Below are 12994 nucleotides of genomic sequence, written 5' to 3'. Positions count from 1 at the left end.
GGTCTTGCTCCCTTTTTGCCCTGACAGTAGCCTAAACCGATTCGGCATGATCAAGGAAATGGTCAGTGGACAATTTGTATTTTTTCAGCTTTCGTACGATCGTCGTCTGACTGGTCCCCAGCTCTTCTGCCAGCTTGTACGTGCTGTGAAATTGTTGAACAGCCAGCGCCAGCATCTCCCTCTCCGCCATTTCCGCTGCTTCCTTCAACGGCATGAGTCTGGCACAAGTGATGACACGATCATCCTGCTCCTGGTATTCAGGCGGCAGATCCTTCACCGTGATTTCCTTGGCCGGAACCGTAAGAATCAACCGCTCCACCAGATTAGCCAGCTCGCGCACGTTTCCCGACCAGTGATGGCGATAGAAAAACTCTCGCATGCAGGAGCTAAACGTCTTGGAGAGCTTGTATTTTCCGTTTAAATGGCTGAGGAAGTATTGGACCATTGGCAAAATATCCTCTTTGCGCTCGCGCAGTGCCGGAATCAGAATCGGGATGACATTCAAGCGATAGTACAAATCCTCGCGAAATGTGCCCAGTCTGACCATCTGCTTCAGGTCGCGGTTGGTCGCAGCGATCAGTCGGACATCCACCTGCTTCGACTTTGTTGCGCCGATTCGTTGTATCTGCTTTTCCTGCAGGACACGCAAGAGCTTTACCTGCAAGGACATCGGAAGCTCTCCCACCTCATCGAGAAACAGCACACCCTGGTCTGCCTGCTCAAAGATCCCCTGCTTTCCCGATCTGCTGGCACCGGTAAACGAACCCGGCTCATAGCCGAACAGCTCCGACTCCAGCAAGTCATGTGGGATTGCCCCACAGTTGATCTTCACGAATTCCCCCTTGTCCTTACGCTGGCTCGCCTGATAGATGCTGCGAGCCAATACGTCTTTGCCCACACCTGTCTCGCCCAGTATGAGGACTGTGGCATCTACATCGGCGATCCGCTCCGCCATTTCGTAAATATCCGCCATTTTTTTGCTTTCCACGATCACGCCGTAGTCCGGCCTCGCTTTTGTTTTCAGCTCTTTCAGCTCTTTTTTGTACACGTCGTTCTCCTCCAGGGCGCGAATCAATTCCTGGTACAGCTGATTCTGCTTGGACAAGTCCCTGACATAGGTCACGACTTTTTCGATTTGCCCTGCATCATTAAACACCGGGATCGCGGTTTTCAACGTATTTTGTTTGGCATCCATGCTTTGCGGAGCAGTACGGACGGCCTTGCCTTCCGCCAACACGCGAAATGTCAGCGTTTCTTGCAGAATGCCCTGCTCCATCAGTTCCTTCACGTTTTTTCCGATAAAAGCCTCCTCGGGCATCCCCGTGAACCGTCTGATTGCGCGATTGGTCCGTAGGGTCATGCCATCCGGGTTGGTGATGTAAATAATATCCTCAGAGCTGTCCATGATCGCGTCCAGCTCGCGCTCCAATTCCTTTTCCCGCTGCAGAAGCGAATAAATATGCCCTCCGTCCGTGCAAACCCAGACGGTCATGCCATTTTGGACATCCGTGCTGCTTCGCGTTAGCAAAAACGACCGATCCTTGTACCTGCCATATCGCTGAGTCTCGTTCCACGCTTCCCAGCCCTCGAACAACTCTCCCAATCGAAGTCCGTTGATCCGTTCTCTTTCTTTCACTGGCAATAGCTCCTGAAAAGGCAGATTGCCATTCAAAATCTCCTCATCTGGCCCTGTGACTACGACTGGAAACGGGATAACCTCCATCCAACCATGATCATGCATGTTGAAGACCCCCTTTTGCACACTCTTTGCCCTCCATGCGCGCTCGTCACGACAGAACGGGAAAAGGAGCCTTGTTTCAGGCTCCGAAAAAAGAAGCAACTTTCTCGGACAGTTCGGTTAATGACTATGCATCAACCGCTGCTGGTGATTGTTTGTACAGCTCTTCCATCGTTTTTCCTCTGGCTCGGGACAGTACCTCCATGCGTACGGCAAGCTGCTTCTTCAGGAACTGCTGCACGTCTGTCAAGCGAACACCCAATGCACTTGTTTCCAGCGCTGGATCGAGCCCTTGATACAGCTGACCAGCCATCGGCGCAAGCTCTGCCATTTTTTTGACGATTACGTCGTACACGTGCGGATGCTCACAGATCAAGCGCTGGAGAAGGAAGGTCCCGTACCCGATATGGCGCGCCTCGTCTGTCTTGATATAGCCGACTCCCTCCATCAATCCCGGCATGATGCCTGTCTTGTTCAATCCTTCGTAAAATCCGAAGTATCCCGTCTCGGCAAGCACTCCCTCCACGAACATGTTGTAGACCGTCGAAGCCTCTGCTATGGCCTCAGGCGATTTGTCTGTCCGCAATCTGTTCATTGCTTCCGGCAACATCTCATGAAAGATCTGTTTGTAGACATCTCCATGAAAATGGGACAGGTCTTCCTTGATGCCGAGATTGTCCAGTACGAGTCGGAAAAACTCGGTATGCTTCGCTTCTTCAAACAGGAAGGTAGTGAGGAACATTTCTTCCTCAAGCCTGCCTTCTTCAGCGATCACCATGATCAAGGGGAGAAGGTCCAGCGTTACTGCCTCCTCGCCCCCGAGAAAACCGGAGATCCGACGAAGCGTCTCTTCTTTTTGCTGATCATTCATGTTGGCGAAATCCTCTTTATCCTGAGCAAAGCTGATATCCTGCGGGTTCCAGATTCCGAAACGCTTCGCTTTTTGATACAGCTGGTACGGCAACAGCTCCGTATTGATTCCACGCGCGCTGGTCGAGATAAAATGGTCTCTCACATGAATCCCTCCTGTTTTCAATAAGTGGTGTTGCTAACAGGTACTAGCCTTCAGAATACTGGTAGTAAAACGACGAATCGAATCCAAGACTGCAGCCGGCTGCTCCAGAGTCACCAAATGCCCGGCTCCATCTATCAGATCGAGTCTTGATCCTGCAATTCGTTGATGGAAATCCGTAGCGTAGGATGGAGGAATAAATCGATCCTGAACACCCCAGATCAAGAGCGTGGGAGCCTTGATTCGATGTATGCGGAACTTCAGTCCCTTATCCGGGATCTGCCACCATGTGATGAATGAGTTCATCCGTCGTACGTCTCCACACTGCCTCCGGAGAGAATCGATCCCATCAAATTGGGAGACGGCATCAGTCCGTAGGCATTGCTGTGGTGTTCGTTCACCCCTACAGCGTCGTAGCCGAGATCAACGGCAAATTCCAGCTCATCCAGATAGTCATGATACATCCGGTGCCCTTTTCGGGGATCATACAGCTCTTTAGGCGGCGTCACCCAGACGCTCGGGTAGCTTTGCTCGAAGTCTGCAGGCAATTCCCGATAAGGCATCAGGTGAAATGCGACGAACTTCATCCCCAGTTCCCCCTTTCACTGCTTGGCTTTTCATCAGAGCCGCTGGAAAACAGATCGCAAGCTGCTCGACACCTGCGATACAGCCTGAGCGCCTTTGTCCATCATTCCCGCCATCCAGAAGAAGCCGTGGATCATGCCTTCGTAGCAGGTGTATTCGACTGGGACCCCCGCCTGTCTGAGCTTGTCTGCGTACATCGCTCCTTCATCACGCAGCGGGTCGTATTCGGCCGTGATCACCAATGCAGGCGGCAAGCCAGCGAGATCTTCGTTCAGCAAGGGTGAGGCGAGCACGCTCTTCCTTTCTTCCTCATCGTTCAAATACTGTCGGAAAAACCACTGCATACTGTCGGCAGTGAGAAAATACCCCTCGCCGTTCTCCCGATACGATTCTGTCTCACCACCAAGCTGAGTGGCGGGATAGATCAGTGCTTGGAACGAGATGGGCGGGCCACCCCGTTGTTTTGCCTGCTGCGCAACCACTGCAGCCAGATTTCCGCCGGCGCTGTCCCCTCCGATTGCAAGCTTTGTCCCATCGCCATTCAGAGAAGAGGCATGCTGTGCAGCCCACTCTACAGCGGCGTAACAGTCCTCTACTGGAACAGGAAACTTGTGCTCCGGTGCGAGCCTGTAATCGACAGAGATGACCAGACATTCCGACTCATGGGCTATATTTCGGCAAAGGGTATCGACCGTCTCCAGATTGCCGATCACCCAGCCTCCCCCGTGAAAATAGACGAACACAGGAAAGGGACCAAGCCCATTCGGCGTATAGAGCCGGACACCGATTTCCCCGCCATCGACAGGGATCATCCGATTTTCAATCTTCGCAATCTCTTTTGGGATACCCGCCAATTTTCCCAAATCTGCTGTACGCTCTCTGTTTTCCTCGGGTGTCATGGAACTGGTAGGTGGTGCACCCGCCGCTTCATTCATATCCAGAAATGCTTTTGCTTGGGGATCTAATGGCATCGAAGCATCCTCCTTTTCTCCCTTTTGCTGATTACGTATCGTTAGCGAATAGCTTCTTCCTCCTGTGGCAGCCCAGCCACTTCGGTGGTTACCTTCGTAATGACCGGAGCCGGGATGCGGAACATCATCGCGGTCGGATCGCTTTGCACGAGCGGTACAATGTGTGCCAGACTGGCCGGGTCCAGTTGGTACTCAGCAAATGTTGAAGGCAGCCCAACCTGATCACGCAGCTCGCGAATGTAGGAGACTACCTGTTCCAGACACTCTTCCGGCGACTGGATTCCAGGCACCAACCCCAGCACCTCCGCAAAGCTGCGAACTTTTTGCAGGTAGAGTCCAGGCAAGGATTCCATCATATTCGGCAGCAGGACAGCGTTCGCCAAACCGTGCGGAATGCCAAATTTGCCGCCGAAAGCGTGCGCCATGTTGTGCACCGGGATGGCAGATACTGTAAGTCCAAAGGAGGTAATGGCCATCATGCTCGCCATCAGCATGTTCGATCGGGCCTGTAGGTCTGTACCCTTGTGAACGGCCGTTGGCAGGCTTTCGGCGATCATCCGAGCGGACTGCAAAGCAAATGAATCGCTCATCGGATTGGCACGAGGGGAGAAGTACCCTTCCACTGCGTGTGTCAAAGCATCGAAGCCCGTAAATGCCGTGATTTTTGGAGGCAATCCCACGGTAAGATCAGGGTCAAGTATGGCAATATCCGCTGCGATGAAGGGATTCATCAGGTTTGTCTTGATGTTCAGACGCTCATTGTACACGACAGCCATGGGGGAAACCTCAGCACCCGTTCCTGCAGTAGTCGGCAAAGCAATGTGGGGAATGCGGATCGGCTGAGCCTGTGGCCACAGCTCTCGGGTCGTTCCGTTCAGCAAATCGCGCACATCATGGTGCTGTTTATGCAAAAGCCACTTGGTCGCTTTGCATGCATCAAGCACGCTGCCGCCCCCGACGGAAACCAGAGAGTCTGCATTGCACTCCTTTACAAAGCGTGCGGCCTGGTTTACGTTTTCACCCTTGGCATCCTGCTCGATCTCATCATAAACGCCAACTAGCTGGATGGGTCCAGGCATCAGTCGGAACAGCTCGGTGATTTTTTCCGTAAGCCCTGCCCGATTCAATCCCTGATCGGTAAACAACACTACCCTTTTTGCTCCGAGGCCCTGCAGGAGTTCGGGCAAAAGCGTCCGTGACCCCGCCCCGCTGTAGACCTCTGTTCGCAGCCCAAATCTCGATAAAGTCGTCATACTGCCATTCCTCCCATCTCTCATCCGCGTATTTTAAAAGAGCGAGCTAGCCCAAGGTCGCTGGCGAAGTTCAGGTGTCAAGGAAACATGGACATGCTTGACCTGGCTGTATTCATCCAGTGATTGACGTCCCAGCTCACGGCCAAATCCGCTCTGCTTGTATCCGCCAAACGGAGCATCGGGGCGAATCGCATGCCAGTCATTGATCCAGACCGTCCCTGCTTTTAATTCGCGGCTGATCTTCAAGGCCTGGTTCACATCGCAGCTCCAGACACCCGCCGCCAGACCGTAGATCGTATCATTGGCGATCTCTATCGCTTCCTCCACGCTGGAATAGCGAATCACGGATGCTACAGGACCAAAAATCTCTTCTTGGGCGATCTTCATGTCATTGCGAACATCGGCAAAGATCGTCGGCTCCACGTAATGCCCTTTATCAAGCCCGCTGTCGGTTATTCGTTTGCCTCCGTATACCAGTCTGGCTCCTTCGTCCAGGCCGGATTGGATATAGCCTAGCACCGTATCGAGCTGCTGGTTGGAGACGAGCGGCCCCATGCCGGTAGAGGGATCGAGTGTGTTGCCGATTTTTATTTTCGCAGCCATCTGGCTCATGCCTTCCAACACTTGATCGTACATCGAATCGTGCACGAGGATTCGCGTTCCTGATTGACATACTTGACCTGTGTGAAGGCAGAAGCCGTAGAGCAATCCGGGTATCGTCAACTCCAGATCGGCATCAGGCAGCACGATAGCCGGAGATTTTCCTCCCAGCTCTAAAGTGACCCGCTTGACCGTACCTGACGCAAGCTCCATGATTCGCTGCCCCACTTCCGTGGAGCCCGTAAAGGCAACTTTGTCTACACGCGGATCTTTTACCAGCGCCTCGCCAATACTGGCGCCCGGTCCTGCCACCACATTGAAAACGCCAGGCGGAATCCCTGCCTCTGTCGCGAGCTGCGCCAGCTTTAATGTCGACAATGGCGTGTACGTAGCTGGCTTCACGACAACCGAGTTGCCCATAGCCAAGGCGGGTGCCAGCTTCCACATCGCGAGAATCATCGGAAAGTTCCAAGGCGTAATCGCGGCCACCACGCCAAGCGGTTCCCGCCATACCTGGTTGTTGCTTGGAGCCCCTATTCCCGGTCCCAGATGGTTGACATAGCAGTACTCCAGCGCAAAGCCTGCGCTCTGCTGCATGACAAACGCACTGCCCATGATGTCCATGCTGCTGACACGGCGAATCGTCGCTCCTGAGCTGATCACCTCCAAATATCCCAGCTCTTGCGCATTCTCCACTATCTTGCGAGCAAACTGGTTCAATACGGCTGCTCGCTCCTGTGGCGTCCTGCGCGACCAAACACCCGAATCAAAGGTCTGCCTTGCAGCAGCGATAGCGGCGTCCACATCACTGCTCCCTGCTTTGGCCACTCTTGCTACCCGTTCTCCATTTGCCGGATTGAACACATCGAAGGTCTCCCCACTTCTTGCGGGGGTCCATTCACCGTTTATGTACAGTTGAAAATCCAATGCTTGCTGTGTGTTTGCTGCCATACAATCCTTCCTCCCTCCCTATTGTCGAATTATTCCGAATTCAATTCCTTTACGTCTGGATAAGCCGTTTGATAAAATGAAAGCGCTACAAATATGATTATATGGAAGAAACAGACGCGGATATATCCCCTAAAATACAGGTGTAGAACGACCCCTAATATGGAGGGAGGCAGGTACTCCATGGTCAGTCCAGCTGTGAAAGCATATATCCAAAAAATTGAATCGACGCCCTATCATGAAGAAAAACTGGTTCTTACTGTGCGCGGTTTTCTTGATGTGTTTCCCTTTATGGGGGCTGTCCTCTACAACTATTCGATGCTCAGTCATGTAGGTGAAGGCATCTTTTGGGCCAATCAAGAGGGATTGACTTCCATTCGTGAGCTGCGGGAGGATATACGCAACATTCCGCCTATTCACGCTGCCATTCGCGAGAAAAAAACCCTCCTTCTCAAAACCGAACAAATTCGGCAAATACCTGCCAAGCACGTGCATGGTGCCTCCTATGCCATCGTCGTCCCGATCTACAATGGCAACAACGTTCTTGGATGGGCGGGAACCTCCGGCCATCCGGAGGGCTGCGATGGGATCAATAGCCATCTTGTAGCCGATATCGCGTATTATGGTCAGCAGGTGGCAAAAGCTTTAACCCATGATCATTCAACGCCAAAAAACCCCAAGCTGAGCAAACGGGAAATCGAAGTCCTACAGCGACTGTCCTGGGGAGAGAGCATCAAAGAAATGGCTGATAAAATGGGCATCAGAGAATTTACCGTTCAGGACTATATCAAATCTGCGCTGAAAAAACTTCAGGTAAATAATCGAACACAAGGCGTGGCCGAAGCACTTCGGCAGCGAATTATCCTTTGAGCTATAGACAAAAAGGAACAACCAGATCCCCGGCAGCACAGGGGCTGATCGTTCCTTTTTTCATTCCTTACTCTCTGATTTCCACGATATTACGTGGTGCTCTACGGCTAGACTGAATATCGCGTATTTCCGCATCTGTCAAATTTCGACCGATGAAAATCAGCGACGAGGTGCGATTGTTGAAGTCAAAATTTCCGAGATTGGCGATATCACGGTCTCCGCGAAATACGCGGAATGTACCTTGATACGATGTCTGTGAGAACAGAACCAAAGTTACATTCGCACTATCGCCTCTTCGGGACCGGAAACTCGATAGATCGTTGTTAAAACGAATCGCATTCATGTTTCGGATGGCAACGCCACGTCTGCGAAACTGAATACGTCTGTCATCAAAGTTTCTATCTGCAAATAATGTTAATCTTGGCATACTCGCTCACTCCTTCCTTCTTTCTTGCTTGCAGCATATGAAAGTCAGAAGGGACCCGTGTGGACAGGTGTTGCATGATAGAGAACTATTTTATGAGAATCGCTATTTTTCTACGTAAAAAAACCGATCTTTCCCTAAAGGGAAGATCGGTTTCTTGTTTCCTTACGCGTTCAGTTTGCCTTTAGCGACAGTTGCCAGCTCGTTGAAAGCAGCTTTGTCGTTAACAGCCAGGTCAGCCAGCATTTTGCGGTTTACTTCGATGCCAGCGACTTTCAAACCGTGCATGAGGCGGCTGTAGGACAGGCCATTCATGCGAGCTTGCGCGTTGATACGTGTAATCCACAGTTTGCGGAAGTCACGTTTCTTTTGACGACGGTCGCGGTATGCATACATCAGGGATTTCATTACCTGAGCATTCGCGGATTTAAACAGGCGATGTTTGGAACCGAAGTAACCTTTCGCCAGCTTCAAGATTTTCTTATGACGACGGCGTGTAACAATGCCACCTTTTACTCTTGGCATACTAACTCCTCCTGGTCTTTCCAGCATGGCGGCCGACTTCTAGGCGCTTAGGGAGCTCATGCTGTGTGATGGTGTGTAATCGTATGAAACTTACAGGTATGTGAGCATTTGCTCAATACGTTTTTGATCGCCTTTGGAAACGAGTGCAGCTTTGCGCAGGTGGCGCTTTTGCTTAGTCGTTTTGTTGGCGAACATGTGGTTACCAAATGCGCGGTCGCGCTTCAATTGGCCGCTTCCAGTCTTTTTGAAACGCTTTGCTGCGCCTTTATGAGTTTTCATTTTAGGCATCTGAAAAATCCTCCTGTCTAAACTACTAGCTTACTTTTCCGCTTTCGGAGCCAAAATCATGATCATGCTGCGTCCCTCGATCTTCGGTTTGCGCTCTGGCGCTGCGAGATCTTCACATTGGGCCGCTACACGCTCCATTACACCAAGCCCGATCTCGGAGTGGGTGATTTCGCGTCCGCGGAAACGGATCGAACACTTCACCTTGTGATGATCCTCCAAGAACTTGCGGACGTTGCGAAGCTTCGTTTGAAAATCGTGTTCCTCGATGTTGGAAGAAAAACGCACTTCTTTGAGCTCGATAATCTTCTGGTTTTTGCGTGCTTCCTTTTCCTTCTTCGCCTGCTCGTATTTGAACTTTCCGTAGTCCATGATACGGCATACAGGCGGTTTGGCTGTAGGAGCAACATTTACCAGATCCAATTCGGCTTCTTGGGCAATGCGCAACGCTTCCCTAAAGGGTACGACTCCCAATTGACTCCCGTCGGCTCCGATCAAACGAACCTCACGGGCACGGATCGCTTCGTTAACTAACATTTGATCCTTGCTAATACTTGCCACCCCCGTCAATTTCGAGAAAGGAACAAAAATGTGCGAACGCATTTTGCGCCCGCACATATCTCACCTTGCAAATAAACAGATCCAAAGATCTTTGCATAAGAGTTACCTGTCAACAGTCGTTATAGACGTCGACCCAGGTGAGAAGCTGGGCGCCTCTGCTTGTTCTCGAAGTATGAAGTGTTAATTATACGACCTTTATAATACAGGTTGAAATTTACTTTGTCAAGGCTTGCTCTTTGCTATCCGCCGATGTGAGACATCTCTACCTTGTCGCGTGGCTCAAGGCCAGGCGTTTGCAGAAGTCGCACCTCGGAATAGCGGTCGTCACGCTGCCCCCAGTAGGCATGAATCAACTGACGGATCTGCTCGTCGCTTTGGCCCTCGCGCAATGGTTCGCGCAGGTCAAAACCAGTCGAGGCGAACAGGCAATTGTACATCTTGCCTTCCGCAGAGAGGCGCGCCCGTGTACAGGTGGAGCAGAATGCCTGCGTGACGGACGAAATCAATCCGATCTCGCCATCCCCGTCGACGTAGCGATAGCGCGAGGCGACTTCTCCATAGTAGTTGGGATTGATCGGTTCAAGCGGCATCTCTTGGCTGATCATGTCTACAATTTCTTGCGACGGCACCACCTGATCGAGCTTCCAGCCATTCGTGTTGCCCACATCCATAAACTCGATGAAGCGCAGAATATGTCCTTGTTCACGGAAGAAACGTGCCATCGGAAGGATATCATCCACGTTGACGTCACGCTGGACGACCATGTTGATTTTGATGCCAAGCCCGGCCTGCTCGGCTGCCTCAATGCCATTCAGCACATCGGCTACCTTATAGCCACGGCCATTGATTTTACCAAATCGCTCATCGTCCAGGCTGTCCAGACTGACCGTCACCCGATCCAAGCCAGCAGCCTTTAATGCTTCGGCGTGCTTCGCCAAGAGCGACCCGTTCGTCGTCATCGCGATATCCTGTACCCCATCCACCTGGCGAAGCATGCGGATCAACTCAGGCAAATCGCGTCGCATCAACGGTTCCCCGCCCGTAATCCGAATCTTCCCTACTCCGAGCGCGGTAAAAATGCCCGTCAGTCTGGTAATCTCCTCAAAGGTCAGCAGCTTGTTTTGGGGTAAAAAGGGGTAATCAGGTCCAAATATTTCAGCAGGCATGCAGTACTGACAGCGAAAATTACATTTATCTGTGACAGATATGCGGATATCTCGGAGAGGACGTTTGTGTAAATCAAGCATTTGTTCTGACATCGATGACCACTCTCCTTTTCCTATGATCATTATGATAAAGAGGAATAGAGGATTTTTCCGGAATCACGGCAGCTGTAACCGCCCAATGCCTCCACTTCCTGAGCAAACGCCTCCGAGCGAATGCAGGCGAGCAATTCCTCTCCCTCTACACTGCGGTAAAAAGAGCCACTAAGCAACAAGTCGTATCGCTCTTCTGCGACAGGGATAAAATCAAGTTCCATCGCGGATGCTGCCGAATAGATTCCCAGACCGGTATCTGCTGTTCCTCCGGCCACTGCAGCAGCAACGCTCAAATGAGAGACCGCCTCGCGAGAATAGCCGTAGATTTGATCTCTGTCAAGCCCTTCTTGTCCGAGCAGGTAGTCGAACAGCAGTCTTGTACCTGCTCCTCTCTGACGATTCATATAGGTAATCCCCGGCTGAAGCAGATCGTGTACGGAATGGATTCCCCGCGGATTTCCTGGCTTTACCATCCATCCTTGCTGGCGATAGACCAGCTGGATGAGCACGACATCCTGATCGCGGAGGTACTTTTCAATATAGGGCAAATTGTATGTCCCAGTAGCCTCGTCAAACAGATGGACCCCTGCTGCGTGCGCCTCTCCTTTTTGAATGGCTAGGATCCCGCCCATGCTCCCGACATGAGAAGAGACGAGAAAGCGATCCGGATTGGTCTTTCGCAACAAGGAGTGCAGCACGTCCATCGACAGGTCGTGGCTGCCTGTTGCTACAATCGTATTTTCAATCTGCTCCAATGGACGGTACAGCTCGATGTCCACACTCTCTCCCTGTTCGTAGCCCAGATGTCCAGGGGGGATTCGCAGCAGGCCGTCTGCTCTTACCATCGACATGGTGACACCAGCTGAGCGGGTCAAGGGGTTCGCAATAAATTGACCGTCGATACAGCCTATCGTCACGCGGATAAAATCTTCAGCGCCCATCACGGACACGATGCGGCGTCCCATCGTTGCCTTGACGCGCGGACGCTCAGGCTCCAGCAGTCCGTAATAGTGATGGACCAGCGTGCGAGCAAACCACTCCAGATTCAGATAAGCCGATACAGGATAGCCCGGCAGCCCGATGATCGGCTTGCCTTCCACCATTCCAACCACCACTGGTTTGCCTGGTCGGGTGGCTACACCATGCGTCAACACTTCCCCCAGCTCTTCCACCACATGAACCGTGAAATCCTCGCGTCCGGCTGACGAGCCTGCATTCAAAAGTACCATATCTGCATCCTGCACCGCTGCTTTTACAGCATCTCGAATGAGCGCGTAGTCGTCCTTGACGATCCCGTGGTAGATCGGCTCAGCGCCCCATTCCTGCAAATAAGCGGAGAAAACCGTACCGTTAAATTCGATGATCTCTCCTTCCGCTACCTGATCAGAAGGTTCGATCAGCTCCGTTCCGGTCGGGATAATCACCACGCGCGGTTTGCGCAGTACAGGTACCGTAACATTGCCGCCTGCCAAAAGCGCACCCAGATCAACTGGTCGCAGCTTGTGCCGATCCGCAATGATCACCTCGCCTACGACAACATCCTCTCCGATGGGGCGAATGTGCTGCCAAGGAGCGACGGATTCCAAAATCTCAATCGTGTCATCATCGATTTGATGGATGTGTTCGATCATGATCACCGCATCATAGCCTTCCGGAATCGGATCTCCGGTATCGACCTCGACATACGCTTCTCCCCGTTTGAGACAGACAGGGTGCTGCTCATCAGCACCATAGGTCATCTCCGCCTTGACGGCTACACCGTCCATCGCGGCGGCGTGAAAATTGGGCATCGATACCTTCGCGTAGATCGGTTCGGCTGTCACCCTTCCCAATGCTTCCCGGGTCGGGATGATCTCCACTTGCGGCGAGAAGCGAACACTTTCTACGATTCTCTGCTGCGCTTCCTGCAGTGGCGTGTCTTCCAAGTAGATTTTGCGCATCGTTCTCCTCCTGCTTACACTTC

Annotated in this window: 14 protein-coding genes; 1 reads left to right on the top strand and 13 read right to left on the bottom strand. The window is 52.1% G+C overall.

The genetic code is table 11. The annotated features are described in order from the left end of the window. Nucleotides 1-31 precede the first annotated feature (31 nt). The 7 genes from EDM52_RS15145 to EDM52_RS15115 all read right to left on the bottom strand — a co-directional run bounded on the left by EDM52_RS15145 (nucleotide 32) and on the right by EDM52_RS15115 (nucleotide 7110). Nucleotides 32-1741 carry a sigma-54 interaction domain-containing protein gene (locus tag EDM52_RS15145; RefSeq protein ID WP_245996951.1) on the bottom strand — a complete coding sequence of 570 codons (1710 nt, stop codon included), beginning with the start codon at nucleotides 1739-1741 and terminating at the stop codon, nucleotides 32-34. 124 nt (nucleotides 1742-1865) lie between these two features. Further along, nucleotides 1866-2753 (bottom strand): R2-like ligand-binding oxidase, encoded by an 888-nt coding sequence (locus EDM52_RS15140; RefSeq protein ID WP_122909813.1) that lies wholly within the window; start codon nucleotides 2751-2753, stop codon nucleotides 1866-1868. Between the two features lie 33 nt (nucleotides 2754-2786). After that, on the bottom strand, nucleotides 2787-3056 hold the full coding sequence (locus tag EDM52_RS15135) for an alpha/beta fold hydrolase (RefSeq protein WP_122909812.1): 270 nt from the start codon (nucleotides 3054-3056) through the stop codon (nucleotides 2787-2789). Then, nucleotides 3053-3337, bottom strand: coding sequence for a hypothetical protein (locus EDM52_RS15130; protein WP_122909811.1), 285 nt, complete (start codon nucleotides 3335-3337; stop codon nucleotides 3053-3055). Before EDM52_RS15130 ends, EDM52_RS15135 begins: the two co-directional genes overlap by 4 nt. A 33-nt stretch (nucleotides 3338-3370) precedes the next feature. Beyond that, on the bottom strand, nucleotides 3371-4306 hold the full coding sequence (locus EDM52_RS15125; RefSeq protein ID WP_122909810.1) for an alpha/beta hydrolase: 936 nt from the start codon (nucleotides 4304-4306) through the stop codon (nucleotides 3371-3373). A gap of 41 nt (nucleotides 4307-4347) precedes the next feature. After that, complete coding sequence (locus EDM52_RS15120) at nucleotides 4348-5559, bottom strand: iron-containing alcohol dehydrogenase (RefSeq protein WP_122909809.1); 1212 nt, start codon at nucleotides 5557-5559, stop codon at nucleotides 4348-4350. 33 nt (nucleotides 5560-5592) lie between these two features. After that, entirely contained in the window at nucleotides 5593-7110 is a 1518-nt protein-coding gene (locus tag EDM52_RS15115) for an aldehyde dehydrogenase family protein (protein WP_122909808.1), read from the bottom strand. 180 nt (nucleotides 7111-7290) lie between these two features. Between EDM52_RS15115 and EDM52_RS15110 the strand changes: the two genes are divergently transcribed. After that, entirely contained in the window at nucleotides 7291-7977 is a 687-nt protein-coding gene (locus EDM52_RS15110) for a response regulator transcription factor (protein ID WP_122909807.1), read from the top strand. Nucleotides 7978-8044: 67 nt separating this feature from the next. Here EDM52_RS15110 and EDM52_RS15105 read toward each other — a convergent pair whose 3' ends face one another. The 6 genes from EDM52_RS15105 to EDM52_RS15080 form a co-directional block, all read right to left on the bottom strand. Continuing rightward, nucleotides 8045-8404 carry a hypothetical protein gene (locus EDM52_RS15105; protein WP_122909806.1) on the bottom strand — a complete coding sequence of 120 codons (360 nt, stop codon included), beginning with the start codon at nucleotides 8402-8404 and terminating at the stop codon, nucleotides 8045-8047. A gap of 162 nt (nucleotides 8405-8566) precedes the next feature. Beyond that, nucleotides 8567-8926 (bottom strand): 50S ribosomal protein L20, encoded by a 360-nt coding sequence (gene rplT, locus EDM52_RS15100; RefSeq protein ID WP_049737672.1) that lies wholly within the window; start codon nucleotides 8924-8926, stop codon nucleotides 8567-8569. Between the two features lie 90 nt (nucleotides 8927-9016). After that, nucleotides 9017-9214, bottom strand: a complete 198-nt coding sequence (rpmI, locus tag EDM52_RS15095; RefSeq protein WP_122909805.1) for a 50S ribosomal protein L35 — start codon at nucleotides 9212-9214, stop codon at nucleotides 9017-9019. Nucleotides 9215-9244: 30 nt separating this feature from the next. Then, a complete protein-coding gene (gene infC, locus EDM52_RS15090) occupies nucleotides 9245-9748 on the bottom strand; it encodes a translation initiation factor IF-3 (protein ID WP_122909898.1) in 504 nt (167 codons plus the stop codon). A gap of 263 nt (nucleotides 9749-10011) precedes the next feature. After that, nucleotides 10012-11031 (bottom strand): GTP 3',8-cyclase MoaA, encoded by a 1020-nt coding sequence (gene moaA, locus EDM52_RS15085; RefSeq protein ID WP_122909804.1) that lies wholly within the window; start codon nucleotides 11029-11031, stop codon nucleotides 10012-10014. Between the two features lie 29 nt (nucleotides 11032-11060). Continuing rightward, nucleotides 11061-12971, bottom strand: coding sequence for a molybdopterin biosynthesis protein (locus EDM52_RS15080; RefSeq protein ID WP_122909803.1), 1911 nt, complete (start codon nucleotides 12969-12971; stop codon nucleotides 11061-11063). Nucleotides 12972-12994: the final 23 nt, after the last annotated feature.

The sequence above is a fragment of the Brevibacillus invocatus genome (assembly GCF_003710915.1).
GTDB classification, from domain to species: Bacteria; Bacillota; Bacilli; order Brevibacillales; family Brevibacillaceae; genus Brevibacillus; species Brevibacillus invocatus.
The sequence above is the reverse complement of the archived record's forward strand: the minus strand, read 5'-3'. Positions and strand labels throughout refer to the sequence as shown.